The 24,846-nt window shown below is 66.4% G+C and carries 21 protein-coding genes, 1 tRNA gene and 1 pseudogene; 15 read left to right on the top strand and 8 right to left on the bottom strand.

Going from position 1 to position 24,846, the window contains the following annotated elements; all coding sequences use genetic code 11:
- The first annotated feature begins 112 nt into the window (after window positions 1-112).
- Both L6D75_RS09560 and rimI read left to right on the top strand, forming a co-directional pair.
- Window positions 113-901, top strand: coding sequence for an energy transducer TonB (locus tag L6D75_RS09560; RefSeq protein WP_176512215.1), 789 nt, complete (start codon window positions 113-115; stop codon window positions 899-901).
- Window positions 898-1,353, top strand: a complete 456-nt coding sequence (rimI, locus tag L6D75_RS09555; RefSeq protein WP_025337640.1) for a ribosomal protein S18-alanine N-acetyltransferase — start codon at window positions 898-900, stop codon at window positions 1,351-1,353. Before L6D75_RS09560 ends, rimI begins: the two co-directional genes overlap by 4 nt.
- A gap of 109 nt (window positions 1,354-1,462) precedes the next feature.
- Here rimI and L6D75_RS09550 read toward each other — a convergent pair whose 3' ends face one another.
- Window positions 1,463-2,617, bottom strand: a complete 1,155-nt coding sequence (locus L6D75_RS09550; RefSeq protein WP_176512194.1) for a hypothetical protein — start codon at window positions 2,615-2,617, stop codon at window positions 1,463-1,465.
- A 67-nt stretch (window positions 2,618-2,684) separates the two neighbouring features.
- Between L6D75_RS09550 and L6D75_RS09545 the strand changes: the two genes are divergently transcribed.
- Entirely contained in the window at window positions 2,685-3,266 is a 582-nt protein-coding gene (locus L6D75_RS09545; RefSeq protein WP_176512193.1) for a D-Ala-D-Ala carboxypeptidase family metallohydrolase, read from the top strand.
- Here L6D75_RS09545 and L6D75_RS09540 read toward each other — a convergent pair.
- Window positions 3,206-4,120: a LysR substrate-binding domain-containing protein gene (locus L6D75_RS09540; protein WP_176512192.1), complete on the bottom strand. Its 915-nt coding sequence runs from the start codon at window positions 4,118-4,120 to the stop codon at window positions 3,206-3,208. The genes L6D75_RS09545 and L6D75_RS09540 overlap by 61 nt on opposite strands.
- A gap of 161 nt (window positions 4,121-4,281) precedes the next feature.
- Between L6D75_RS09540 and L6D75_RS09535 the strand changes: the two genes are divergently transcribed.
- Window positions 4,282-4,893, top strand: coding sequence for a LysE family translocator (locus L6D75_RS09535; RefSeq protein ID WP_176512191.1), 612 nt, complete (start codon window positions 4,282-4,284; stop codon window positions 4,891-4,893).
- A 69-nt stretch (window positions 4,894-4,962) separates the two neighbouring features.
- Here L6D75_RS09535 and L6D75_RS09530 read toward each other — a convergent pair.
- Both L6D75_RS09530 and L6D75_RS09525 read right to left on the bottom strand, forming a co-directional pair.
- Window positions 4,963-5,039 (bottom strand) — tRNA-Met (locus L6D75_RS09530).
- Window positions 5,040-5,134: 95 nt separating this feature from the next.
- Window positions 5,135-6,067, bottom strand: a complete 933-nt coding sequence (locus L6D75_RS09525) for a FecR family protein (RefSeq protein ID WP_176512190.1) — start codon at window positions 6,065-6,067, stop codon at window positions 5,135-5,137.
- Between the two features lie 181 nt (window positions 6,068-6,248).
- Here L6D75_RS09525 and L6D75_RS09520 point away from each other — a divergent pair, with 181 nt between their 5' ends.
- The 4 genes from L6D75_RS09520 (at window position 6,249) to L6D75_RS09505 (ending at window position 11,562) form a co-directional block, all read left to right on the top strand.
- Complete coding sequence (locus tag L6D75_RS09520) at window positions 6,249-7,460, top strand: MFS transporter (RefSeq protein WP_176512189.1); 1,212 nt, start codon at window positions 6,249-6,251, stop codon at window positions 7,458-7,460.
- Between the two features lie 184 nt (window positions 7,461-7,644).
- Entirely contained in the window at window positions 7,645-7,788 is a 144-nt protein-coding gene (locus L6D75_RS09515) for a hypothetical protein (RefSeq protein ID WP_176512188.1), read from the top strand.
- A gap of 85 nt (window positions 7,789-7,873) precedes the next feature.
- A complete protein-coding gene (locus tag L6D75_RS09510; RefSeq protein ID WP_176512187.1) occupies window positions 7,874-9,034 on the top strand; it encodes an MFS transporter in 1,161 nt (386 codons plus the stop codon).
- A gap of 125 nt (window positions 9,035-9,159) precedes the next feature.
- Window positions 9,160-11,562 carry a DUF3772 domain-containing protein gene (locus L6D75_RS09505; RefSeq protein ID WP_176512186.1) on the top strand — a complete coding sequence of 801 codons (2,403 nt, stop codon included), beginning with the start codon at window positions 9,160-9,162 and terminating at the stop codon, window positions 11,560-11,562.
- A gap of 103 nt (window positions 11,563-11,665) precedes the next feature.
- On the opposite strand, the gene L6D75_RS09500 is transcribed toward L6D75_RS09505, so the two are convergent.
- The 3 genes from L6D75_RS09500 to L6D75_RS09490 form a co-directional block, all read right to left on the bottom strand.
- Window positions 11,666-13,096 (bottom strand): aldehyde dehydrogenase family protein, encoded by a 1,431-nt coding sequence (locus L6D75_RS09500; protein WP_176512185.1) that lies wholly within the window; start codon window positions 13,094-13,096, stop codon window positions 11,666-11,668.
- 13 nt (window positions 13,097-13,109) lie between these two features.
- Window positions 13,110-14,609, bottom strand: a complete 1,500-nt coding sequence (locus tag L6D75_RS09495) for a purine-cytosine permease family protein (protein WP_176512184.1) — start codon at window positions 14,607-14,609, stop codon at window positions 13,110-13,112.
- A gap of 94 nt (window positions 14,610-14,703) precedes the next feature.
- Window positions 14,704-15,093, bottom strand: coding sequence for a YybH family protein (locus tag L6D75_RS09490; protein WP_176512183.1), 390 nt, complete (start codon window positions 15,091-15,093; stop codon window positions 14,704-14,706).
- A gap of 193 nt (window positions 15,094-15,286) precedes the next feature.
- On the opposite strand from L6D75_RS09490, the pseudogene L6D75_RS09485 reads away from it, so the two are divergent.
- The 7 genes and pseudogenes from L6D75_RS09485 to L6D75_RS09455 all read left to right on the top strand — a co-directional run.
- Window positions 15,287-15,808 (top strand): annotated as a pseudogene (locus tag L6D75_RS09485) (Fic family protein); the annotation flags it as partial.
- Window positions 15,809-16,178: 370 nt separating this feature from the next.
- Window positions 16,179-16,997 carry a polyphosphate kinase 2 gene (gene ppk2, locus L6D75_RS09480; protein WP_176512182.1) on the top strand — a complete coding sequence of 273 codons (819 nt, stop codon included), beginning with the start codon at window positions 16,179-16,181 and terminating at the stop codon, window positions 16,995-16,997.
- Between the two features lie 31 nt (window positions 16,998-17,028).
- Window positions 17,029-18,225 carry a monovalent cation:proton antiporter-2 (CPA2) family protein gene (locus tag L6D75_RS09475; RefSeq protein WP_176512181.1) on the top strand — a complete coding sequence of 399 codons (1,197 nt, stop codon included), beginning with the start codon at window positions 17,029-17,031 and terminating at the stop codon, window positions 18,223-18,225.
- A gap of 40 nt (window positions 18,226-18,265) precedes the next feature.
- A complete protein-coding gene (locus L6D75_RS09470) occupies window positions 18,266-19,363 on the top strand; it encodes an AI-2E family transporter (RefSeq protein WP_176512180.1) in 1,098 nt (365 codons plus the stop codon).
- Window positions 19,360-20,877 (top strand): efflux transporter outer membrane subunit, encoded by a 1,518-nt coding sequence (locus tag L6D75_RS09465; RefSeq protein ID WP_176512179.1) that lies wholly within the window; start codon window positions 19,360-19,362, stop codon window positions 20,875-20,877. Before L6D75_RS09470 ends, L6D75_RS09465 begins: the two co-directional genes overlap by 4 nt.
- Entirely contained in the window at window positions 20,874-21,977 is a 1,104-nt protein-coding gene (locus tag L6D75_RS09460) for an HlyD family secretion protein (protein ID WP_176512178.1), read from the top strand. The genes L6D75_RS09465 and L6D75_RS09460 overlap by 4 nt, the downstream gene beginning before the upstream one ends.
- Window positions 21,967-22,977 carry a DUF2955 domain-containing protein gene (locus L6D75_RS09455; RefSeq protein WP_176512177.1) on the top strand — a complete coding sequence of 337 codons (1,011 nt, stop codon included), beginning with the start codon at window positions 21,967-21,969 and terminating at the stop codon, window positions 22,975-22,977. The genes L6D75_RS09460 and L6D75_RS09455 overlap by 11 nt, the downstream gene beginning before the upstream one ends.
- A 103-nt stretch (window positions 22,978-23,080) precedes the next feature.
- On the opposite strand, the gene L6D75_RS09450 is transcribed toward L6D75_RS09455, so the two are convergent.
- Window positions 23,081-24,802, bottom strand: coding sequence for a SulP family inorganic anion transporter (locus tag L6D75_RS09450; RefSeq protein WP_176512176.1), 1,722 nt, complete (start codon window positions 24,800-24,802; stop codon window positions 23,081-23,083).
- Window positions 24,803-24,846: the final 44 nt, after the last annotated feature.

Below are 24,846 nucleotides of genomic sequence, written 5' to 3'. Positions count from 1 at the left end.
TTGCCGGCGATGGGGCCGGTGCAGGCAACAACTTTCTGCCGACCAGTTGCGGCGCTCGCTGGCCAACAGCGTTAGAATGCCCGACTGTTTGTTCCCCCCGGATACCCGTGCCTTGCTGACCGAGCCCCGCCGCCGCGCCTTCCTTTCCGCCATGCAAGTGGTGCATTGGCTGCCGCGCGCCGAACTGCCGTTCGCCGCACCGTCGCGCCCCGAGCTGCTGATGCCGCAGGTTCCGGTGGAAGAAGCCGAGTTCCAGAGCAGGCCAGCCGCCGCGCCAGCAAGCGAGGCGCCGGCCGCGCCCCAGGCGCGTTCCGTCGAACGCCCGAAAATCGAAATCCCACGCCCAGGCAGCACGCCCAAGCCGGTTGCCAAGCCCGTCGAGGCCGAGCCGCAGGCCCCCGCGCCACGCCCGGCGCCGGTGCCGCCGCCGCGTTTCTCGCTGCAACTGCTGCGCGCCGGCAGCTGCCTGCTGCTGGTGGAACTGGCCACCGGCCAGCCGTTCCAGAGCCGCGACCCGTCCTACCTGCTGCTCAAGGACATGCTGCGCGCCGCGGGCCTGCCGGAGGCGCCGCAGATCATCGGCGAGCCGGTGCGCTGGCCGCTGCTGGTGCGCGGCAACATGGACCAGGGGCCGGATGCGGCGCGTGATTTCGTCCAGGGCTTCGTCCAGGCGCGCCTGGAAGAGGCCCCCTGCACCTGCCTGTGGCTGGTCGGCCTGCCGGCGCTGCGCTTCGCCGCCGGCGTCGACGACACGGCCTATTACCAAGCCCTGAAGCTCGACGGCCTGGGCGATGCCTGGGCGTTGCCGGGCCTTGAACTGTTGATGGACGAGCCGCAGCGCAAGGCGGACGTCTGGCAAGCGATGCGCCAGCTGATGGCGCGCTGGAAGAGCGTTGAATGAGTGACTCGATCAGTTTCCGCCCGATGACCGAGGCGGATCTGGATGCCGTGCTTAAGATCGAATATGCCGCGTTCAGCCACCCCTGGACCCGCGGCATCTTCCAGGATGCGCTCAAGTCCTACGAAGTGTGGTTGATGTTCGATGGCCAGCAGCAGGTGGGGCATGGGGTGATCAACGTGATCATCGACGAGGCGCACCTGCTCAATATCACCGTCAAGCCCGAGAACCAGGGCTGCGGCCTGGGCTTGCGCCTGCTCGAGCACCTGATGGCGCGGGCCTACCAGCTCAATGGCCGGGAGTGCTTCCTGGAAGTGCGGGCCAGCAACCAGTCGGCGTATCGGTTGTACGAGCGCTATGGCTTCAATGAAATTGGCCGGCGGCGGGATTACTACCCGGTGGCGGGCGGGCGCGAGGATGCGCTGGTGATGGCCTGCACCTTGCTCGAAGACTGATCGTCGCGGCCCTATCGCCGGCAAGCCGGCTCCCACAGGGATCCCACAAGCCTCAGGATCAGCGTGGGAGCCGGCTTGCCGGCGATAGGGCCGGTACAGGCAATACCGATCAAAGCCCCTGCACTCCCTCGACCGGCTTGCGCAAATCCATCAGGCTTCTTTTCACGCCCCCGCTATTGCACTTGGCCGCCGCCTGCTCCGGCGTGTACTGGCGCACGGTGCGGAAGAACAGCTCGCAGGTCTGCTTCTTCTGCGCCACCTGCCACTTGTTCGAGCACTCCTGCAGGGTCGAGCGGGCATCGGCTTGTTGATTACGCCCCATTCCCGCCTGCCAGCACGCCGCCGTCAGGTCCTGGCCCATCATCTTCAGCCCCGCCGCATCGGCCTCGTCCTGGTTGCCGCCGTGGCTGTCCTTGTCTGCCGCATACCAGATCGCGCTGGGGTGGTTCGCGCCCAGCACCGGAACCGTGGCGCCTGCTTGCGGGCTGATGCCGACCAGGCCCAGCACAGCCACCTGTGGCCCGTACTGCTGCTGGATCCAGCTGCGCACCGGAGCGCCGAAGGCCACCATCGGCAGGGGCTTGCTGGCGTCTTGCAGGGCCATTTCCCTGACCATGCGCAGCTGATAGTCCTTGAAGTAGCTGTAGGTGCCTTTCAGGGCGTCGCCTGCGCTGGCCGGTGCGGCGATCGGGGCGATGTCGATGATGGTCTGGTAGGCCGCTGTCTGGTTGGCTGGCACACCGTTGAAGGTCAGCAACTCGGCCCAGCGGTCGGTGGTGTTGGAGCGCAGGTAGTCCTGGGCCTGGGTCAGCGAATAGTCGGGCGGGAAGTGCAGCAGTTCGATGCTGCGCCGGTTCTGCAGGGCCATGCCCAGCGGCAGGAACAGGTACCAGTCGTAGGCCCATTTGCCGTCCTTGTTCAGCTGGCTGGCGCCCTGGTAGGCCAGCTCGCCGCTGGCGAGCAGCTGGCGCAGCGGCTCGGCATAGCTGGCGGGCACCTGGCTGATGGTCGCGTGCAGCCGGTCACCCTGGCGGCTCACCTGCACCTGTGCGTTGGCGTGGCCATCGCGGCGCACGCTCTGGGTCAGGTAGTGCTCGACGGTCTGCTCCAGCGTCCAGTCGCGAAAGCAGATCACGTGGCAGTTGTTGGGGTAGGCGAACAGGCGGGTGACGCGCTGGCTGTCGCCCAGGTCGATGCGCGCATCTGCCAGGGCCACGCCGCTGAAGGCGAGGGCGGCCAGGCTCGGTAAGGCCATCTTGTGCATGCTTAACTCCTTGTCAGCAGCCGCCAGGGTTGGCGGCCGTGCTCATGGTGGAGCAGGGGGAGCAGGAATGAAACGTGCAAAAGGCGGGTTGATGGCGCTGGCGTTGCTGATGGGCACGGCCCAGGCCGATGAGCGTGACCTGTGGATGTTCGCCCAGTGGGCCGGGGACCATCAGACCCGGCCCTTTCGTGAAATGCTGGTGCAGGCCCGCCTGTATGGCGTGGTACCGATTCACCAGCTGCTGCGCTCGGCCTCGGACTGGAAGCTGTGCCGGGCTTCACCGTTTGCCGTGCCGCCGTCTGCCAACTGGCCGGCGGTGCGCTCGACGCTGGCGCTGCTCAAGGCCCTGGGCGAGCAAGGCATCCTGCGCCAGTTCGAGGTGGTGTCCGCCTACCGCGAACCCAGCCTCAACCGTTGCGCCGGCGGCGCCGTGGGCAGCGCCCATAGCCGTGCCTTCGCGGTCGACATGCTGCTGCCGGGCGGGGCCGACCCCAACCCGCTGTGCCGCTTCTGGCAGCAATACGGGCAGGCCTGGAACATGGGCCTGGGGCGTTACCCCACGGGGCGCATCCACATCGACACAGCCGGTTACCGCACCTGGGGCGGCGATGGCAGCGCCGGCTCGTCGTTCTGCGTCAAACCCAGCTGAGCGAGGCAGGCCTGGCTTTCGCCGGCCACCCAGTCGGCGAAGCGCTGGCGCTTGCCGCCATCGCCTAGCGGCTGCGGGCTGAGCAGGTGGTAGCTGGAGCCATCGCGCAGGAAGCCGAAGGGGGCGTGCAACTGCCCGCTGTCGAGTTCGTCGCGCACCATCAGTGCCGAGGCGATGGCCAGGCCCAGGCCTGCGCTGGCGGCCTGCAGCGACAGGTAGAAGTGCTGGTAATCGCTGCGTTGGCTGCGGCGCAACGGCTGGCCGCTCAGGCGCAGCCAGTCGGGCCAGGCGCTTGGGCGGGTGCTGCTGTGTAGCAGGCGCTGGCCTTCGAGCGGGGTGCCGCCATCGCGGCAAACCGGGCCGATCCATTCGTCGCAGACCTTGCGGCTGTGCACGCTGCCTGGCCAGTGGAAGTCATCGCGGCGCAGCGCCAGGTCGATACCGTTGCGCGCGAAGTCCACCGGGCCGCCGGCGGCCACCAGGTGCAGGTGCAAGTCTGGGTGTGCGGCGTGGAAGCGGGGCAGGCGCGGGATCAGCCAGCGCATGGCAATGGTCGGTTCGCAGGACAGCACCAGCACATTGTCGCGTTCCTGCTGCTGCAGGCGCTGCACGGCGCCTTCGAGTTGTTCGAAGATCGCCTGGGTGGTGCCATGCAGGGTGCGGCCGGCGGGGGTGAGGAACAGGGCGCGGTTGCGCCGCTCGAACAGCTCGATGCCCAGGCTTTCCTCGAGCAGGCGCACCTGGCGGCTGACTGCGCCGTGGGTGACGTGCAGGCGCTCGGCGGCGCGCACGAAGCTTTCGGTTTCGGCGGCAATGTCGAAGTAGCGCAAGGCGCTGAGTGGGGGCAGTTTCATAGGGGGCCTGTGTTGTCAGTGCGGGCCTCTTCGCGGGGCAATAAATATCTGTGAAAAAAACTAGCAGATCAGCGCCACTATAAATCGATTTTCCAGAAATTATCCGCCCTCGATAATCAGCGCCTCTGTGCATTTTCATCGCCTATCAAGGACGCTTTCCCGTGACCGAACTACTCGCCGTAGCCCTATTCACCATCCTGGCCGTGATCAGCCCCGGCGCCGATTTCGCCATGGTCACCCGCAGCAGTTATGCCCAGGGCCGCAAGGCTGGCCTCGCGGCGGCAGTGGGCATTGCCCTGGGCGTGCAGGTGCACGTGCTGTACACGGTGCTGGGCATCGCCGTGATCATCAGCCAGAGCCCGGCGCTGTTCCTGGCCATGAAGGTGCTCGGCGCGGGCTACCTGATCTACCTGGGCTACCAGTCGCTCACCAACACCGCGCGCCTGAGCCTGGAGGGGCAGGCATCGGGGGCGAGCCTGCTGGCCGTGCTGCGCACCGGCTTCCTGACCAACGCACTGAACCCCAAGACCATGCTGTTCGTGATCAGCGCCTACACCCAGGTGGTGCAGCCGGGCGCGCCCCTGGCGCTGGATTTCGCCTATGGCGCGTTCATGTCGTTCGCCCACTGGGCGTGGTTCAGCCTGGTGGCGGTGTTCTTCTCGAGTGCGGGGCTACGCAAGGCGATGATCGAGCGCCAACGGGTGGTCGACCGGGTGATCGGCGTGGCATTGATCGGGCTGGGCCTGGCCGTGGTGGTGGCCGGCGTGCGCTGAGGGGAGGGCGTTGAACTTTTCTTCAGGCAAAAGAAAAGGGCCTACCTTGCGGTAAGCCCTTTTCAAGTTTGGTGGCTACACAGGGACTTGAACCCCGGACCCCAGCATTATGAATGCTATGCTCTAACCAACTGAGCTATGTAGCCGATGGCGCGCATTATTCCCTTGTGATGACCCTGTGTCAACACTCATTTCAAAAAAAATTTACACGCTTTCAAAAACTTAGCCGCCAAGGCCGGTGCTAGCGCACGATCAGCCACTGGCCGAGCACGTCATGGAGCTGCAGCTGCTGCGCGCCAGCCAGGGCCGCGAGGGTTTCGCCGGGGCGGTCGAGGTTGAAATCGCCACTCACGCGCCGGTAGGCCACTTGTTCATCCAGCAGCCACACGCGCCGGCCCTGGTAACTGGCCAGGCGTTCGATGACCTGGCCAAGCGGCATCTCGGCGGCGTGCAGTTGGCCTGAGCGCCAGGCGTCTGCAGCCTTTACATCGGCCTTCTGCACCGAGCCGATCCGCGCCTCGTTGAATGTCACCCGCTCGCCTGCGCCGAGCATGCGCTGGTCGGCGCCCTGAACGATCATCGCCTTGCCGTTGAACACCACCAGCTCGTCATGCCCGGCATGGCGCGCCACCATCAACCGGGTGCCGAACACCTGGATGCGCGCATCGTCCACCTGCACCTCCAGGGCGCGGCCGTCGAGCTTCACCTCCAGGTACACCTGGCCCTGCACCAGCTGCAGGTGCCGCGTGCGCCCGCGCAAATCCACATTCATCGCGCTGGCGCTGTCCAGGTGCAGGGTCGAGCCATCGGCCAGGCGCTGGCTGCGGCGCTCGCCGGCGTCGGTGTGCAGCTCGCTGCCCAGGCGCTGCATCAGTGGCCAGTACAGGTACGCCAGCGCCCCGAGCAGCAGCAGAAACAGCACGCCCAGCAGCAGGCCCAGGCGGCTGCGCTTCAGCACGACCAGCTGCGGCCGCGGCCGGGCAGGGGGCGCCTGCAGCTGCTGCCAGCAGGCTTCGAGCTCGGCATAGGCGTGGGCATTGAGCGGCGCCTGGCACCACTGGGCGAAGGCCTGGCGTTCGCGCTCATCGCAGCCGGGTTGGCGCAGGCGTGAAAACCATTCCAGAGCTTCCTGCTGGGGATCGGCCTGAATCTGCGTGGCGGGCATCGGGCTCATGGGTCGGTGTGCTCGCATAAGGGCGGTTTCGCCCAACGATTACGGGGGATGTCGAGCGAAGATGCTAATTATATTGAGAACCATTTACAAGTACGCGACGACAGAGGGATAAAAAAGGTAGCTATGTATCTATTTGTTTCCCGATAATCGGATCCCAACCCAGCGGACGGAATCCAAGCCCATGGCCATCAGCAGCACCCCCTCCGCCAGCACCGGTTCGGCGAGCCAAGCCAACCCGCTGGTGATGCGCATCATCGCCTTCTGCGCCCTGGCGCACCTGATCAACGACCTTATCCAGTCGGTGCTGCCGGCGATCTACCCGATGCTCAAGGCCAACTACAACCTGAGCTTCGCCCAGATCGGCCTGATTACCCTGACGTTCCAGGTCACCGCCTCGCTGCTGCAGCCCTGGGTCGGCTTCTTCACCGACCGCCGGCCAGCGCCGAACCTGCTGCCGCTGGGCACTTTGTGCACCCTGGTGGGCATCGTCATGCTGGCGTTCGTCGGCAGCTTCCCGATGATTCTCCTGGCGTCGGCGCTGGTGGGTATCGGTTCTTCGACCTTCCACCCGGAAACCTCGCGGATCGCGCGGCTGGCCTCGGGCGGGCGCTTTGGCCTGGCCCAGTCGACCTTCCAGGTGGGCGGCAATGCCGGCTCCGCGTTCGGCCCGCTGCTGGCGGCGGCCATCGTCATCCCCTTCGGCCAGACCCACGTGGCCTGGTTCGGCGTGGCCGGATTGCTGTTCTTCGCCGTGACCCTGATGCTGCGCCGCTGGTACAAGGAGCACCTCAACCAGGCCAAGGCCCGCAAGGCAGTGCAGGCCACCCATGGCATTTCTCGCCAGCGGGTGATCGCGGCCTTGATCGTGCTGGGCCTGCTGGTGTTCTCCAAGTACTTCTATATGGCCAGCTTCACCAGCTACTTCACCTTCTACCTGATCGAGAAGTTCGGCCTGTCGGTGGCCAGCTCGCAGCTGCACCTGTTCCTGTTCCTCGGCGCGGTGGCGGCCGGCACCTTCTTCGGCGGGCCGATCGGTGACCGCATCGGGCGCAAGGCGGTGATCTGGTTCTCGATCCTGGGGGTGGCGCCGTTCACCCTGGCGCTGCCCTATGCCGACCTGTTCTGGACCACCGTGCTCAGCGTGGTGATCGGCTTCATCCTGGCCTCGGCGTTTTCGGCGATCGTGGTGTATGCCCAGGAGCTGGTGCCGGGGAGTGTGGGGATGATTGCCGGGATCTTCTTCGGGCTGATGTTCGGCTTTGGCGGGATTGGCGCGGCGCTGCTGGGGTACCTGGCGGATTTGCGCGGTATCGAGTACGTGTATGGGCTGTGCTCGTTCTTGCCGTTGTTTGGCTTGCTGGCGGTGTTTTTGCCCAATACTGGCAAGCGCTGAAAGGGTTGGGGCTGCGTTGCAGCCCTTTCGCGACACAAGGCCGCTCCTACAGAGCCACGCGCATATCTGTAGGAGCGGCCTTGTGTCGCGAAAGGGCCGCAAAGCGGCCCCAACAATTGACGATCCAACCAGCCTTGGCCTAGAGTGCCGCCTCTTTTCCCCCCACCTGCGTAGTAACCAAGCAATGCGCCGTACCCAAAGCCTCCCCCATGCCCGCCAGCCTGCCCTCCAGGCCATGCGTCGCGCGTGGCCGAGCGACACGGTGCTCAAGCGTCGGCGCAGCGTGCTGTTTGCCTTCACCTTCTCGCCACACCTTGCCCTGAACTGACCGCGCCCCTGCGCCATCCGCCGTCCCGGCGTGCGCGTGGGCGCCTGTATTTGCGCGTCTTTTCGGTTTTTGCTTGGAGTGGTACATGAACATGCGTTTGCTGGCGGGCCTTCTGTTCGCCGTTTCGGTGGTTGGCTTCAGCCTGGGGGCCAGCCTGCCGCTGGTGTCGTTGCGCCTGCACGAAGCCGGTGCCGGCACCCTGGAAATCGGCATCATCTCAGCCATTCCCGCTGCCGGCATGATGCTCTCGGCATTCATGGTCGACAGCTGCTGCCGGCTGCTGACCCGGCGCACCATCTACCTGCTGTGCTTCAGCCTGTGCACGGTCAGCATCGCCCTGCTGGAATCGGCATTCGATTCGCTGTGGCTGCTGGCCGTGCTGCGCCTGGGGCTGGGCATCGGCATGGGCATCGCCATCATCCTCGGCGAGTCCTGGGTCAACGAACTGTGCCCCGACCACAACCGCGGCAAGATCATGGCGCTGTACGCCACCAGCTTCACCGGCTTCCAGGTGCTGGGCCCGGCGCTGCTGGCGCTGCTCGGCGCCGACAGCCCGTGGATCACCGGGGTGGTGACGGTGTGCTACGGCCTGGCCTTGCTGTGCATCCTGTTCACGGTGCCAAACGATCACGTCGAGCATGGCGATGAAGGCGAGAAGAGCTTCGGCCTGGCCGGGTTCTTCCGAGTGGCGCCGGCGCTGTGCGTGGCGGTGCTGTTTTTCTCGTTCTTCGATGCGGTGGTGCTGTCGCTGCTGCCGGTGTATGCCACCAGCCATGGCTTTGCCGTGGGTGTGGCGGCGCTGATGGTGACCGTGGTGTTCGCCGGTGACATGGTCTTCCAGCTGCCCCTGGGCTGGCTGGCCGACCGGGTCGAGCGCACCGGGCTGCACCTGGTGTGCGGGCTGGTGGCGATGGCGATTGGCATCGCCTTGCCCTGGCTGCTGGACATGACCTGGCTGCTGTGGCCGTTGCTGGTGGTGCTGGGCGCAGTGGCGGGGGGCATCTATACCCTGGCGCTGGTGTTGATCGGGCAGCGCTTCAAGGGCCAGGACCTGGTCACGGCCAATGCCAGCGTCGGCCTGCTGTGGGGTGTCGGCAGCCTGATCGGGCCGCTGCTCAGCGGCGCGGCGATGGATGTGGCGCCACACGGGCTGCCGATGGCGCTGGCGATCATGGCCGGGCTGTTCGTGTGCTTTGCCCGGCAGTCGTACCGCCGGGCGGGCAGGCTGCGCGCCGTGACGGACTGAAGCGGTAGCCACTTTCTTCAGCTTCGGGGCAATGGCGCAGGATTGTTGCGAGCAACGGCACTCTTCTGTTGGCCACAAGCCGCGTAGAATCCACCGCCTGATCGAAATGTAAAGAGGAACATTCGATGAGGCGTTTCTGCCTTGCCCGTTTTTACCTGGGTGTCATGACCCTGATGCTGGCATTGGCCAGCCCGGCCTGGTCGGCACCCGCCACCCCGGTGTCCACCCTGGCCGCAGCCGAACTGCCGATGCTGGAGGAGGACGCCAGCTACGCGCAGCTCAACGACCGGCTCGACCAGATTCGCCAGGGCGTGACCAGCAATGCCAACGACGACCTGTTGTCGCAGTTGCGCCTGGGCGCCATGCAGGTCCAGCGCCAGGCAGATGCCTTGAGCACCTTGCGCGCCGCCGATGTGCAGAAGCTCGACGACAAGCTCAAGGTCATCGGCCCGCCGCAACCGGACGAGGCGCAGAGCCTGACCTTGCAGCGCAAGGAGCTCGAAGCCGAGAAGAAAGCGCTGCTCGCCGAGCAGGAGCAGGCCGCCAAGCTGACCCAGTCGGCCCGCGACCTGTCCACCCAGATCGTCAACCTGCGCCGCAGCCAGTTCAACTCCCAGGTCACCAGCCGCGCCACCAGCCCGCTGACCCCGGCCTTCTGGAAGTCGTTGATCCGCCCCACCGACGATGACGTCATGCGCCTGCGCGACCTGCGCGGCGAGGCCGCCGATGCCGTGGCCAGCGCCTTGAGCCCCGAGCACCGCTGGTTCTTCATCACCAGCCTGGTGGCGGCGATTTTGGTCTGGACCCTGGTGCGCCGCGTGCTCGAACGCCTGCTCGCCGACGCCATGGTGCGCTGGCTGCCTGAAGGCCGCCTGCGCCGCAGCGCCCTGGCGCTGAGCGTGAGCCTGGCCACCCTGGGCACCATCGCCGGTTCCGTGTCGTTGTTGCGCTGGGGCCTGGAAAGCAGCTCCGAGCTGGGCTCCGATGTCGCCAGCCTGACCAACCACATCCTTGCCCTGGTGGTGTTCAGCGCCTTCATCTCGGGCCTGGGCCGCGCCATGTTGATGCTGCAGCGCCCGTCGTGGCGCCTGCCGCCGATCGCCGACGAAGTGGCCAGCGCCCTTGGCTGGTTCCCCAAGATACTGGCCCTGGCGCTGATGGTGATGTTGACCATGGAGCGCATCAACAGCGTGATCGGCACCAGCCTTGCGCTGACCGTGGCCACCAACGGCCTGACCGCGCTGGTGGTGGTGGTGATCTTTTCGGCGGCGCTGGTGCGCTACCGCCGCACCCGGCGCATCCACCAACTGGAGCGCGCCACCGGCCTGGCCGGGTTGCTGCCGTTCGTGCTGGTGGTGTGGGTCGCGCTGATCACCCTGGCCTTGCTGGCCGGCTACCTGACCCTGGCGTATTTCCTCGCGGCCAAGCTGTTGTGGATCAGCGTGGTGGCCACCTGCGCCTACCTGTTGACCACCTTCCTCGGCGACCTGTGCGAGACGTTGCTGTCGCCCCGCCAGCCTGGCGGCCTGGCGCTGGCCTCGACCTTGGGCCTGGCACCGCGCCATCAGGCGCAGGCCAGCACCATCCTCAGCGGCATCGCCCGCACCGTGCTGTTGCTGCTGGCCCTGCTGCTGGCGCTGATGCCTTCGGGCACCAGCCCCAGCGAGCTGTTGCTGAGCCTGGGCGATTGGGACGGTACCGGTGGCAAGCTGCTCGGCAACCTGAACATCGTGCCGCAGGACATCCTGCTGGCCATGGCGATCTTCTTCGGTGGCCTGTTCGCCATTCGCGTGATCAAGCGCTGGCTGAGCGAACGCCTGCTGCCCGATACCGACATGGACGCCGGCATGCGCGCCTCGCTGGTGACCCTGGTGGGTTACCTGGGCTTCCTGTTCCTGGCCATGCTGGTGATGTCGACGCTGCACATCAACCTCACCAGCCTGACCTGGGTGGTCAGTGCGTTGTCGGTGGGTATCGGTTTCGGCTTGCAGCAGATCGTGCAGAACTTCATTTCCGGCCTGATCCTGCTCACCGAGCGCCCGGTGAAGGTGGGCGACTGGGTGAGCCTGGCCGGCGTCGAGGGCGACATCCGCCGGATCAACGTGCGCGCCACCGAGATCCAGATGTCCGACCGCTCCACGGTGATCGTGCCCAACTCGCAGTTCATCTCGCAGAACGTGCGCAACGTGACCATGGGCAATGCCCTGGGCGTGGTCGGCATTACCCTGACCCTGCCCCTGGAGACCGATGCCAACCGCGTGCGCGAGGTGTTGCTCAAGGCGTACCACGAGCACGAGGCGGTGCTCGATGCGCCATCGCCGTCGGTCACCTTCAAGGACCTGACCAGCAATGGCATGGTGATAGGGGTGAGTGGTTACGTGGCGTCGCCGCGGCAGGTGTCGGGGGCGCGCAGCGACTTGCTGTTCACCATCCTTGGGCAGTTGCGCGACGAGGGCATTGCCTTGTCTTCGCCGCAGAGCATGGTGCTGGTGCAGGAAGGGGCGCGGCCGGCTGACGAGCCGGCGTGATGTTCATCGCCGGCAAGCCGGCTCCCACAGGTATGCCACAGCGCCCAAGGCATGTGGTACCCCTGTGGGAGCCGGCTTGCCGGCGATAGGCCCGCTGCGGTCGTCAGCCCAGGCAGCGCGTCACATGCTTCACCGACAGATACCCCGACAACCCCCAAGGCCCGAGTTCACGCCCGATCCCGCTGCCCTTGGTGCCGCCCCAGGACGTTTCGACGAACACCGCCTGCACCGAGTTGATCCACACATGGCCCACTTCCAGCGCATCGGCCACGCGCTCGGCGCGTGCCAGGTCTGCCGAGCAGACGGTGGCCACCAGGCCGAAGCGGCTGTCGTTGGCCTCGGCAATCGCCTGCTCTTCGCTGGCGAAGCGCCGTGCGCACAGCACCGGGCCGAAGATTTCCTCGCTCCACAGGCGACTTTGCTTGGGTACGTCGGCATATAGCGTGGGGCTGACGAACCAGCCGTCGCGGTCCAGCGCCTTGCCGCCGGCCAGGCACTGCAGGCCTTCTTCGCGGGCGGTGGCGAAGTAGCTGGCCACCTTCAGCCATTGCGCCTGGCTGGTCAGCGGCCCCATGTCCACTTCTTCGCTCAGCGGGTTGCCCACGCGCAGTTTTTCCATTGCCTGTTGCAGGCGCGGCAGCAGGGCATCGGCGATGCCGTCCTGCACCAGCAGGCGCGAGGTGGCCGAGCACATCTGCCCGGCGTTCCAGGTGATGCCGGCGACGATCCATTCCACCGCCTGGTCGACGTCGCAGTCATCGAACACCACGATCGCCGACTTGCCGCCCAGCTCCAGGGTCACCGGCCGGCACTGCGCCGAAGCGCTGCGCATCACCTGGCTGCCGACACTATTGCTACCGGTGAACGACAGCTTGTCCAGGCCGTTGTGGCTGCTCAGGGCGGCGCCGGTTTCGGCCTTGCCGTTGACGATGTTCAGCACGCCGGCCGGCAGGCCCAGGGTGTCGGCGATCTGGCCGTAGGCCTGCTCGATCAGCGGGGTGACTTCCGAGGGCTTGAGCACCACGGTGCAGCCTGCGGCCAGGGCCGGGGCGAGCTTCCAGGCGCTGGTCACCAGGGGGAAGTTCCACGGCACGATCAGGCCGACCACGCCCACCGGCTCCAGGCGCGTGCGGGCGGTGAAGCCGGGGGCGGCCAGGGGCACTTCGCGGTTCTTTTCCGGCAACTGCTCGGCCAGTTGCGCGTAGTAGGCGAAGGTGGCAATGGCGTCGTCCAGGTCGATTTCAGCCTCGTGGCGCGGCTTGCCGTTGTTGCGCATCTGCAAGGCGATCAGCGCTTCGCGGCGCTGGCCGAGCTGCTCGGCAAAGCCACGCAGAAACGCCGCGCGGGTGCCGGCGCTGAGGGCTTTCCAGGAGGGCAGGGCATCGCGGGCTGCGGCAACGGCCTGGTCCACCTGGGCGACGCTGGCGGCCATCATTTCGGCAAAGGGCACGCCCAGGGCCGGGTCATGCACGGTGATGCAGTCGCTGCCCTGGCCTTCGACCCAGCGGCCAGCGATGTAGTGGGAAGTGGTCATGGTCAGATTCCAGTCAGGCCATTTCGGCAGTGGTCACGGGCATGTGCCGGGTGCTTTTGCTGCGCACCCAGCGCGGGCCATTGGGGCCGTACACGCCAGCAGGTTCGGGGAACAGGTTGAGCAGCAGCAGGTACAGCACGCAGGCGATGCCCAGGGTGACCGGCAGGCTCAGGTCGATGCCGCCGGCCAGGTCGCCCAGTGGGCCGACGAACTGCCCCGGCAGGTTGACGAAGCACAGGCCGACCGCCGCGCTGGGGATCCACGCCCCCATGCCGCGCCAGTTCCAGCCATGCAGGAACCAGTAGTGGCCGCCGCGCTGGCCGCGGGTGAATACCTGCAGGTCGTCGGCGTGGTAGAAGCCGCGACGGGTGATCAGGCCGAGGATCATGATCACCATCCACGGGCTGGTGCAGGTGATGATCAGCACGGCGAAGGTCGACACGCTCTGCACCAGGTTGAAGGTGAAGCGGCCGACGAAGATGAAACCGATGGCCAGCACACCGATCAGCAAGGTGGCGCCGGCGCGGCTGAGCAGGCGCGGGAACACGCTGGACATGTCCAGGCCGGTGCCGTACAGCGCGGTGGTGCCGGTGGACATGCCGCCGATCACGGCAATCAGGCACACCGGCAGGAAGAACCAGCTCGGCGCCACGGCCAGCAGGCCGCCGACGTAGTTGTTGGCGGCGATGTAGTCCGGAGCCTGGCTGGCCACCAGGGTGGCGGTGCACAGGCCGAACAGGAACGGGATCAGCGTGGCGCCCTGGGCGGCGATCACCGCCAGCATGATGCGCGCCTTGGGGGTCTGGCGCGGGATGTAGCGCGACCAGTCGCCAAGGAAGGCGCCGAACGACACCGGGTTGCTCATGGCCAGAATCGCTGCGCCGACGAAAGCGGCCCAGAAACCGGCCTGGCCGAGGTTGACGGTACCGGCGTAGCCGGCGTCGAACGGCCCGGCGAAGGCGACGATACCCAACAGGAACAGCAGGCTCGATGCCCACACGGCGATCTTGTTGACCCACAGCATGAAGCGGAAGCCAAAGATGCACACCACCAGCACCAGCACGGCGAACAGGCCGTAGGCCAGGCCCAGGGTCAGGTCGCTTTCCGGCAGCCCGGCCAGGCGCTTGGCGCCCCCGACCAGGGCATCGCCAGAGCTCCACACCGACAGCGAAAAGAACGCCACGGCGGTCAGCAGCGACAGGAACGAGCCGACGATGCGCCCGTGCACGCCGAAGTGGGCGCCGGACGACACGGCGTTGTTGGTGCCGTTGAGCGCCCCGAACAGGCCCATGGGCGCAAGGATCAGCGCGCCCACGCCGACCCCGAGCAGGATCGCCCAGACCCCGGCCTGGAACGACAGCCCGAACAAGACCGGGAAGCTCCCCAGCACGGCGGTGGCGAAGGTGTTGGCGCCGCCGAAGATCAGGCGGAACAGGTCAAGCGGGGAGGCGTCGCGTTGATCGTCGGGGATCTGTTCGACGCCATTGGTCTCGATACCGGTCGAGTGGCTCATGGTGATGCTCCAGCGCGTTAGTTGTAGGCCGGTGCGGTGCACGGGCCCTATTGTGGGTGCGTTGGCAGGGCGGCAAGGCCGCGTAGAAGAGGGATCAGGCGGCGCTGACCACCGACAGGTGCTCGTGGCACGCCAGCCAGCGTTCGCCCTGGCGGCGGAAGACGATGGTCTCGCGCTCGTCGAGTTGGTGTTCCTCGCCGGCGATACGGATGTGCGTGGCCACATCGTGCATGAAGATCGCCACCTCGCCCTGCAGGCTCACCTGCACGTTGCTCGACCTGCAGCCGAGCACGGCAAAGCCCTCGGCTTGCCATTGGGCCCAGAGGTCTTCATAGGCACGGCGCGACAGCAGCGGTTGCGCCAGGGTGTGGAAGAGGAAGGTGGCGTCTTCGCTGAAACAGGCGAAGTAGCGGGCGGTGTCGTTGCTGGCGAAGGCGGCGACGAGGTCGGCGGCAGCCTGCCGTACCTGGAGTGTCTGGTCCACGGGAGTGGCCTCACGGTTATTGTGATTGTGGTGAAGCGATTCTGGTGGGGAGTGCCAGGGGGAAAAATCGCTGGGGGGAAATAATTAGTTCAGGATTTTCTGAACCAATTTTCCATGATTCTTTACCCCTTTAACTGCGGTGGCATAAGGTGCAGCGCAGGCGAACGCGGTCTTAACATGCAGGACCGATCGCTTGGGCCGGAGCGCATGGCACCCATTGATCGTTAGCTGCGTTTTCCATTACGAATTCGAATTCATTCACCCATTCGCAGATGGCAACGGCAGGATGGGCCGTCTGTGGCAGACACTGCTGCTTAGCCACTGGCGGCCTGTCATGGCGTTCCTGCCTGTGGAAAGCGTTATTCGCGAGCAGCAGGATGCCTATTACGCGGCTCTAGCCGCAGCTGATCAAGCCGCTGAGGCAACGCCATTTGTCGAGTTCATGTTGGGTGCACTCTTGCAGGCATTGGTCGAAGCCGTAACGACCGATCAAGTAACCGATCAAGTAACCGACCAAGTATCGAAGCTCCTGACTATTCTGCCCCCTGGGATGGCCTTGAGATCCAGTGAGCTGATGCAGCGCTTGGGGCTTTCCCATCGCCCCACCTTCAGCAAAACCTATCTGAAACCTGCTCTGGCTGCTGGGCTGATCGAGATGACTGAGCCCGCGTCTCCTCGTAGCCCGACCCAACGGTATCGGCGGGTGCTTGGCTAAGGCATCGAGGTGAGCAGTGGGCCATTTTGCCGGTCAGTGCCCGCTACCTGGCACGCTGGTGGGTGACCCTGGAGCCAGCTTGAAGAGCGTGTGCTTCCAGTGGGGGCCCTTTCACGGGGTAAGCCCGCTCCCACAGTTACCCTGCCGAGCTGGGGCGCAGTGCAAGGCCTGTGGGAGCGGGCTTGCCCCGCGAAGGGGCCGCCACCGCCCTCAAAGCCTCAAAAATTATTTTTGATTAGTATCAAACGTTTTTCCGGGCTTCTATCCCGCGCCGACCGAGTGGCGTCATCGCTCGCTGCAATTGCCAGCGAAACGGCTAATTCCCGTGGATCGACCATACTCACTCTTCATTCGCTGCCAGGAGCCCGACATGTCCAAGACGTCCAGGAACAAAGGCCACACTGCCCCCGCGGAAAAGCTCACGGGCAAGGCTTATGAAAAAGACCTGAAGAACCTGCATGTCGAACTGGTGAAACTGCAGGAATGGGTGGTCGCCAAGGGCCTGAAGGTGTGCATCCTGTTCGAGGGCCGCGACGGTGCGGGCAAGGGCGGCACCATCAAGGCCATCACCGAGCGCGTCAGCCCGCGGGTGTTCCGCGTGGTGGCGCTGCCGGCGCCGACCGAGCGGGAAAAGACCCAGATGTACGCCCAGCGCTACCTCAACCACCTGCCGGCCGCCGGCGAGGTGGTGATCTTCGACCGCAGCTGGTACAACCGCGCCGGGGTCGAGCGGGTCATGGGCTTTTGCACCGAAGAGCAGGCCGACAAGTTTCTGGCCGTGGTGCCGCTGCTGGAAAAACTGATGGTCGAGTCGGGGATCATCCTCATCAAGTACTGGCTGGAAGTCAGCCCCGAGGAGCAGACCCGCCGCCTGCAGGACCGTATCAATGACGGGCGCAAGCTGTGGAAGCTGTCGCCCATGGACCTCAAGTCGTACAGCCGCTGGGACGATTACACCCGCGCCCGTGACGCGATGTTCGCCGCCTCCGATTCCTCCTGGGCGCCCTGGTTCATGGCCCATTCCGATGACAAGCGGCGCGCCCGGCTGAACATCATCAGCCACCTGCTGACACGCGTGCCCTACAAGGACATCACCCGCGAGCAGGTGGTCAAGCTGCCCAAGCGCGGCAAGATCGGCAAGTACAAGTCGGTGCCCTATCCCTTCAAAGTGATCGAAGAGCGCTTCTGATTCCCACCTGATGCTCCAGGGGGGCTGATCGATGCCGCACGATGGCAGCCTGCTACAGGCGACAGTCGTTTTCCTGTTGGCCGTGGTGCTTCTGGTACCGCTGGCGCAACGCTTGAAAATGGGCGCAGTGCCCGGCTACCTGCTGGCCGGCATTCTGATTGGGCCTTCGGTCCTTGGCTTGCTGGGCAACCCGGACAACGTCGCCCGCCTCTCGGAAATGGGCGTGGTCATGCTGTTGTTCGTGATCGGCCTGGAGCTCTCGCCCCGCCGCTTGTGGACCATGCGCCGGGCGTTGTTCGGCATCGGCTCGCTGCAGGTGGGGCTGACGGCCGTGGTGCTGGGCGCGCTGGCGTACTGGCTGTTCGGCCAGTCGAAGGCGGCGGCGATCGTGCTGGGCGTGGGCCTGGCGCTGTCGTCCACCGCCTTCGGCCTGCAAGTGCTGGCCGAGCGCAAGGACTTGGGCAAGCCGCACGGCCGCTTGGCCGTGGCCATCCTGCTGTTCCAGGACATCGCCGCGATCCCGCTGATTGCCGTGGTGCCGCTGCTCGGCGGCGGCGCCAGCGTGGCCGACGAACGCAACTGGCCGATGCTGGCGGTTGCCGCTGGCATTGGCGTGGTGATCATCACGGGCCGTTACCTGCTGACGCCGGTGTTCAAATGGACCGTCGGCTCCGGGCTGCCCGAGCTGTCCACTGCCACTGCATTGCTGGTGGTGCTGGGCACCGCCTGGGTGATGGAGCATGTCGGGGTGTCCATGGCCCTGGGCGCCTTCCTGGCCGGGGTGCTGATGGCCGAATCGCCATTTCGCCATGAGCTGGAAACCCAGATCGAACCACTCAAGGGCTTGCTGCTGGGGCTGTTCTTCGTCGGCGTGGGCATGAGCGCCGACCTGCGTCTGCTGTTCTCCATGCCCCTGGCGGTGCTTGGGCTGACCCTGCTGCTGGTCAGCGTGAAGATGCCGCTGTTGTTCGCCCTGGGGCGCTCTGCCGGCGGGCTGAACCGGCCGCAGGCGCTGTGCCTGGGCGTGGTGCTGGCATCGGGCGGTGAATTCGCCTTCGTGGTGTTCAAGCTGGCGCTCGATCATCAGGTGCTGACGCGGCAGGTGCACGACCTGCTGGTGCTCGCCATCACCCTGTCGATGGCCGTGGTGCCGGTGGTGATGCTGGCCCTGGCGCGTCAATTGCGGGACAGCCCTGACCCCCAGGGTGCACCCGGAACGGGCGAATGAATGGCGCCACATGGCGCCCTGTATGTCTGGAGATTCAACCATGCAACAAGGATTCAAGCTGGACAGCGCGCTGTCGCGGGGCCTGCTCGATGTGCTGATCAAGGCGGGGTTGGTTGCCACGTTGGTGATCTTCTCCTTCCAGGTGTTCCAGCCATTTCTCGAACTGATGCTGTGGGCGGTGATCCTGGCGGTCACGCTGTACCCCTTGCAGCAGCGCATCAAGAACGGCACCGGGCTCAAGGACGGCTACGCGGCGACCCTGGTGGTGCTGCTGGTGCTGGTGGTGCTGCTGGTGCCGATCTACCTGGTGGTGGTGTCCATCGGCGAATCGGTGGACAGCCTGGTGACCCTGCTCAAGAGCGGCGCCTGGAGCGTGCCGACGCCGCCCGACTCGGTGGCCAGCTGGCCGTTGATCGGGCCGAAGCTGCATGCCTTCTGGCTGTCGGCCTCGCAGAGCCTGGCGCCGATCATGAACAACCTGATGCCCTATCTGAAGGGCGCGGGGCTGACGGTGCTCGGCGCTGCAGCCAGCGCGGGCGCAGCCTTTTTGCTGTTCATCGGGGCGATCATCATCTCCGGGGTGATCATGGCCTTCGGCGCCCGTGGCGAGATCGCCTCGCAACGCATTGCCATGCGCGTTTCCGGTGAGGAGCGCGGCAAGCCGCTGGCCAAGTTGTGCACCGCGACCATTCGCGCGGTGGCCCAGGGGGTGATCGGCATCGCCTTCATCCAGATGCTGCTGATCGGCGTCGGCTTCGTGGTCAAGGGCGTGCCCGGGGCCGGGATGCTGGCCATCGCCGTGCTCATGCTGGGCATTGCCCAGGCGCCGGCGACCTTGGTCACGCTGCCGGTGATCCTGTATGTGTTTCATGCCGAGGGTTTCACCGCCGCGACCATCTTCTTCGCCATCTACACCTTCGTCGCCGGCCTTGCCGACAACGTGCTCAAGCCGATGCTGCTGGGGCGCGGGGTGGATGTGCCGATGCCGGTGGTGCTGATCGGGGCGTTGGGCGGCATGGTGGTCAAGGGCATCATCGGCCTGTTCATCGGCCCGGTGATTCTCGGCGTGACCTACGTGCTGTTCTGGCAGTGGGTGGCGCTGCAGGTACCGGAAACCCCTGCCGAGCCGGGCGCGTGAGGCATCGCGGCACCTGGCCTGCTGCGTGCCATGCCGTCAGCCTGCTTGCCCTGCTGGCCGGCTGCACCCAGGTCGGCCCGGATTTCCAGCCGCCGCAGGACCCTTGGCTGGCGAGCTGGAACACGCCACTGCTGGACCAGGCCGGGCGGCCCGCCGCGGCGCCAGACCTGCAGCAGTGGTGGGCGGTGTTCGCCGACCCTACCCTGGATGCACTGATCGCCGAAGCCGACGCCCACAACAGCAACCTGCGGGTTGCCGGCCTGCGCATCGCCGAGGCCCGCGCCCAGCTGGCCATCGTGCAGACCGGGCGTTATCCACAGCTGCAGCAGCTGCGTGCGCAAAGCCTGTACCTCAAGCAGAACCAGTCGGGTACCGCCAGCGCCCGCGACTCGGTGTTCTGGCAGTCCAGCGCGGGCTTCGACATCGGCTGGGAAATCGACTTCTGGGGGCGCTTCAGCCGCGCCATCGAAAGCGCCGACGCGGCCTACTTCGCCTCCCAGGCCAACTACGCCGACGCCATGGTGCTGCTGCGTGCCCAGGTGGCCGATACCTACTTCGCCGTGCGCACCACCGAAGCGCGCCTGGCGATTGCCGTGGAGAACGCCAGGCGCCAGGCGCGTAGCCTGGAAATCACCGAACGGCTGTTCCGCCACGGCGAGAACGACGAGCTGGACTGGCAGCAGGCGCGCACCCAGTACCTGGCCACCCAGGCCACCATCCCCGAGTTCGAGAACCAGCTCAATGCCCTGCATAACGTGCTCTGCTCGCTGCTCGGCCGCCCGCCTGGGCCGCTGCCGGAGCTGCAGGCGCGGCACGGCCAGTTGCCGCTGCCCGACCGCGCCGTGCTGCAGGACGTACCCGCCAACCTGCTGCTGCGCCGCCCGGATGTGCGCGCCGCCGAGCAGGCAGTGGCGGCGCAGTCGGCCCTGGTCGGGGTCGCCGAAGCGGACCTTTATCCACAGATCAGCCTGCTCGGCAGCATCGGCTGGAGCTTCGCCTCGGCCAGCCACCTGCCCAACAGCTTCGACCTGGCAGCCGGGCCGAGCCTGATCTGGAACCCGTTCGACTACGGCCGGCGCAAGAACGCCGTGCGCGTGGAGGATGCGCGCCTGCAGCAACTGCTCGAGCTGTACCACCAGGGCGTGCGCGAAGCGGCGCGCGAGGCCGACGATGCCGCCAGCGGCCTGGTGCGCTCGCTGCAGAGTGCAACCATCCGCCAGGATGCTTCGCAGGCGGCGCAGCGCTCGTTGAACCTGGCCAGCTCGCAATACCGCGAAGGCTTCGCCGACTTCCAGCGCGTGCTCGATGCCCAGCAACTGTTGCTGCAGCAGCAGGATGGCTACCTGGTCAGCCGCGGCAATGCGGTGAGCAGCCTGGTGAATTTGTACAAGGCGCTGGGCGGCGGCTGGGATACCCGCCACGCGCCCATCGACCCCGCAACGCGTCAGCAGATGCAACAACGTACCGACTGGGGCGATCTGCTCGACGCCCCTGAACAGGGTGGAAGCCAATGAGCGACAACAAGCAAACGCCCCCCGCACACGCCCCAGCCCCGGACCGCGGCATGCGCTGGGTGCTGTTGGTCATCGTCGTGAGCCTGGTCTGGTACCTGCTCGCCGACCGCTTCACACCCTATACCCAGCAGGCCCGCCTGCAGGCCTACGTGGTGCCGGTGGCGGCCGAGGTCGCCGGGGCGGTCACGCGCGTGGCGGTGGGCAACAACCAGGAGGTGCAGCGCGGCGACGTGTTGTTCGAACTGGACCAGGAGCAGTACCGTATCGCCCTGGCGCGCGCCGAGGCCGACCTCGATACCGTGCGCCGGCAGATCGGTGCCAACACCGCCGGCATCGATTCGGCCCAGGCGGCGCTGCTGGCGGCCCAGGCCAACGAGCGCAAGGCGCGCCAGGATGCCGAGCGGCTCAAGCGGCTGATCGAGGAAGACCCGGGCACGGTGTCGGTGCGCCGCCTGGAAGGCGCCCAGGCCACCCGCGACCAGGCCATCAGCAAGGTGGCATCGGCCCGCGCCGAAGTGGCCCGGGCGCGTGAACAGCAAGGCGGTGGCGAGGCCGACAACGCACAGCTGCGCAGCGCGGCGGCCACTGTCGAAAAGGCCCGGCTGGACCTTGCCCGCACCGTGGTGCGTGCTGAAGCCAACGGGCTGATCACCGACCTGCGTACCGACGTCGGCCACTACGTGGGCGCCGGCACGCCGATGATGACCCTGATCGCCATCCATGACGTGTGGATCAGTGCCGACATGACCGAGAACAACCTGGGCCGGCTGCGCCCGGGGGTGCCGGTGCTGGTGGTGCTCGATTCGATGCCGGGCCAAGTGCTGAAAGGGCGGGTGCGCAGCATCGGCTATGGCGTGAGCGTTGGCCAGAGCACGCCACCGGGCAGCTTGCCGACGGTGCAGAACAGCCGCGAGTGGTTGCGCTCGGCGCAGCGCTTTCCGGTGATCGTCGAACTCGACCGCGACCAGTTGCAGGACCGCTCCGGCCTGCGCGTGGGCGGCCAGGCAGAAGTCATGGCATTGCCCGGCGAGGGCAACCCGCTGAACCTGCTGGGCCGGCTGTTCATGTGGCTGATGAGCTGGCTGGCCTATGCCTATTGAGCTGCGCCGCCTGCGTGCGCTGCGCCTGGCCTGGGGCGTGGCGCTGTGCCTGGCGGCGAGCTTCGGCCTGGGGTTGCCAATACCGATCCTGGCGCCGGTGTTCGCGCTGTTGCTGCTGGCCATGCGCAGCCAGCCGCTGCCCTTGCGCGCTGCACCGCTGCTGGCCGTACTGGTGCTGCTCGCTTGCGGCAGCGGCCTGTTGCTGATTCCGCTGCTGCGCCACGCGCCGGTGAGTGGGGTGCTGCTGGTCGGCGTCGGCGTGTTCCTGGTGCTGCGCTATGCGCTCAAGGGGGGCAATGGCCTGCTGGCCAACCTGCTGGTGATCGGCCTGACCATGATCGCTGCAGCCGGCACCGGCGATTTCACCCTGGCTTTGTCGGTGGTCGAGGCGTTGGCCAAGGGCATGTTGCTGGCGGTGCTCGGGAGCGCAGTTGCCCACGTGCTGTTTCCCGAGCCCCTGGATGCGCCTGCACAGCCGTCGCCGCCGTCGCTTGCCAGCGCGGATGTGAGCTGGGTCGCCCTGCGCGCCACGCTGATCGTCATGCCGGCGTTTCTGCTGGCGCTGATTGCGCCGGACTCGTTCATGCCACTGATCATGAAGTCGGTGAGCCTGGGCCAGCAGGCCGAGGAAACCCGCGCCCGCCACGCCAGCCGCGAGCTGATTGGCTCGACCTTGCTGGCCGGGGTGCTTGCGATACTGATGTGGGGGGCGTTGAGTGTGTTCGTGCACCTGTGGATGTTTTTCCTCTGGGTGCTGCTGTTCACCTTGTGGCAGGCGCGGCGGCTGTACCGCGTGGTGGCGACCCGGCATAGCCCGGGTTACTGGGTGAGTTGCCTGACGACGATGCTGATATTGCTGGGGCAATCAGTGCAGGACAGTGCGGGAGGGCAGGATGTGTACCGGGCCTTTGCCGTGCGCATGGCGTTGTTTCTTGCGGTGTCGGTGTATGCCAGTGCCATGGTGAGCTGGATCGATCGGCGCAGGGTGCGGGCTGTTTAGTTGCCCGTTCCGGCCCTATCGCCGGCAAGCCGGCTCCCACAGGTATAGCGCCTTGCTCACCTGTGGGAGCCGGCTTGCCGGCGATAGGGCCGGGACTGCCAACCTAGGGCTTCCAGTCCACCCCGGCCTCTTCCAGATAAGCATCCACAGCAGCCCCGACAGTGGGGTGGAACGCGGTCTCGCCCATGTGCTGGAACAACCCGAACCGCTTCATCTTGTCCTTCACCGGGTCTTTCATCTCGGCAAACTGCAGCTCCACCCCGCGTGCCTCCAGCGCCCGGTCCAGCTCGGCGAGCATGTCGGCGGAGGTGACGTCGATGCTGGTTACAGGCTCCGCCGCGATCACCAACCGTTGCACCGGGGTAGGGGACTCATCCACGGCGCCCAGCACCGTGTTCTGAAACTGCTCGGCATTGGCAAAGAACAGCGGCGCATCCCAGCGCAGCAGCACGAACCCCGGGATGCGCCGCGCCTGTGGATAACGTTGCACGTCATGGTAACCGCGGGTGCCGTCGACCCGCCCGAGCACGGCGTAATGCGGGCGCCAGCCGTCCCAGAGAAACTCGATCACCGAGATCGCCACGGCAATGCAGATGCCGGGGATGGCACCGAACACCGCAACCCCGACGAAGCAGGTGAACGACAGCCAGAATTCCCATTGCTGCATGCGGAAGATGCGCTTGAGGTCGGCAAACTCGAACAGCCCCAGCGCCGCGGCAATCACCACGGCGGCCAGTGCGCTGGTGGGCAGGTGCTGCATCAGGTTGGGTGCCACCAGCAGCAGCAGGGTGACCGCCAGCGCACCGATGATGCCGGTCAGCTGGGTTTTCGAGCCCGCCGCTTCCGCCACCGGTGTACGCGACGAACTGCTGCTGATGGGGATGCCCTGGAACAGGCCGGCAGCCAGGTTCGCCACGCCCAGGCCGAACATCTCCTGGTTCGGGTCGACCGGGGTCTTAAGGCGCGCCGCGTAGGTGCGTGACAGCACGCTGGTGTCGGCGAACGACACCAGGGCCACGGCGATGCCGCCCAGCAGCACCTCCACCAGGTCGATGTCGGTCACCCAGGGCAAGACCAGGCTCGGCAGCCCCTGCGGCAGTTGGCCGAGCACTTTCACGCCGAGCTGGTCGAGCTTGAACAGGCTCACCGCCAACGTCGCCAGCACCACGGCGATCAGGATGCCTGGCAGGCGCTTGAACGGCTTGAGCAACAGGATCAGCGCGAGGCACCCGGCGCCAATGGCAAAACTCGGCCAGTGCCCTTTCCCAGCCAACAACGCCTGGGCCAGGTGCCAGAGGTCGCGAAGCGGCCCTTGGCTGTCGACGGAAAGGCCGAACAGCTTGGGCAGCTGGCTGATCAGCACGGTCAGGGCGATGCCATTCATGTAGCCATAGCGGATCGGTTTGGACAGCAATTCGGTGATGAAGCCCAGGCGCAGCAACCCGGCGATCACGCAGAAGGCGCCGGCCACCAGGGCCATCATGCTGGCGATGGCGATCGCTCGCTGCGGGTCGCTGGCCGCGTATTGCACCACCACGGCCAGGATCGGCGCAGCCAATGCCGAGTCCGGGCCGAGCACGAGGATGCGGCTGGGGCCGAACAGGGCGTAGGCCAGCAGCGGGATGATGGTGGCGTAGAGGCCATAGATGCCGGGAACCCCGGACGCTTCGGCGTAGGCGATGCCCACGGGCACCAGCATGGTGGTCAGTACAAGGCCTGCGGCGATGTCCTTGGGCAGCCAGGCCAGCTGGTAATGCATGAGGGTGGCCAGGCCGGGTAACCAGCGTTGCCAGTCGAAGCGGGGGCGGGGTGGGGTTTGAGGCATGGTCGAGGCTCCGGGAAGAGGGCGCATCAACCGCGCTGGGCTCT

Origin of the sequence: Pseudomonas faucium (assembly GCF_021602585.1) — a bacterium.
In the GTDB taxonomy this organism is placed as follows: Bacteria; Pseudomonadota; Gammaproteobacteria; order Pseudomonadales; family Pseudomonadaceae; genus Aquipseudomonas; species Aquipseudomonas faucium.
The sequence above is the reverse complement of the archived record's forward strand: the minus strand, read 5'-3'. Positions and strand labels throughout refer to the sequence as shown.

Coding starts and splice junctions, on each gene's coding strand:
- rimI (WP_025337640.1), top strand. CDS start 898: ATGAGTGACTCGATCAGTTTCCGCCCGATGACCGAGGCGGATCTGGAT.
- L6D75_RS09545 (WP_176512193.1), top strand. CDS start 2,685: ATGAAACGTGCAAAAGGCGGGTTGATGGCGCTGGCGTTGCTGATGGGC.
- L6D75_RS09455 (WP_176512177.1), top strand. CDS start 21,967: ATGCCTATTGAGCTGCGCCGCCTGCGTGCGCTGCGCCTGGCCTGGGGC.
- L6D75_RS09495 (WP_176512184.1), bottom strand. CDS start 14,609: ATGAGCCACTCGACCGGTATCGAGACCAATGGCGTCGAACAGATCCCC.
- L6D75_RS09450 (WP_176512176.1), bottom strand. CDS start 24,802: ATGCCTCAAACCCCACCCCGCCCCCGCTTCGACTGGCAACGCTGGTTA.
- L6D75_RS09540 (WP_176512192.1), bottom strand. CDS start 4,120: ATGAAACTGCCCCCACTCAGCGCCTTGCGCTACTTCGACATTGCCGCC.
- L6D75_RS09505 (WP_176512186.1), top strand. CDS start 9,160: ATGAGGCGTTTCTGCCTTGCCCGTTTTTACCTGGGTGTCATGACCCTG.
- L6D75_RS09550 (WP_176512194.1), bottom strand. CDS start 2,617: ATGCACAAGATGGCCTTACCGAGCCTGGCCGCCCTCGCCTTCAGCGGC.
- L6D75_RS09475 (WP_176512181.1), top strand. CDS start 17,029: ATGCCGCACGATGGCAGCCTGCTACAGGCGACAGTCGTTTTCCTGTTG.
- L6D75_RS09525 (WP_176512190.1), bottom strand. CDS start 6,067: ATGAGCCCGATGCCCGCCACGCAGATTCAGGCCGATCCCCAGCAGGAA.
- L6D75_RS09520 (WP_176512189.1), top strand. CDS start 6,249: ATGGCCATCAGCAGCACCCCCTCCGCCAGCACCGGTTCGGCGAGCCAA.
- L6D75_RS09510 (WP_176512187.1), top strand. CDS start 7,874: ATGAACATGCGTTTGCTGGCGGGCCTTCTGTTCGCCGTTTCGGTGGTT.
- L6D75_RS09515 (WP_176512188.1), top strand. CDS start 7,645: ATGCGCCGTACCCAAAGCCTCCCCCATGCCCGCCAGCCTGCCCTCCAG.
- L6D75_RS09460 (WP_176512178.1), top strand. CDS start 20,874: ATGAGCGACAACAAGCAAACGCCCCCCGCACACGCCCCAGCCCCGGAC.
- L6D75_RS09470 (WP_176512180.1), top strand. CDS start 18,266: ATGCAACAAGGATTCAAGCTGGACAGCGCGCTGTCGCGGGGCCTGCTC.
- ppk2 (WP_176512182.1), top strand. CDS start 16,179: ATGTCCAAGACGTCCAGGAACAAAGGCCACACTGCCCCCGCGGAAAAG.
- L6D75_RS09500 (WP_176512185.1), bottom strand. CDS start 13,096: ATGACCACTTCCCACTACATCGCTGGCCGCTGGGTCGAAGGCCAGGGC.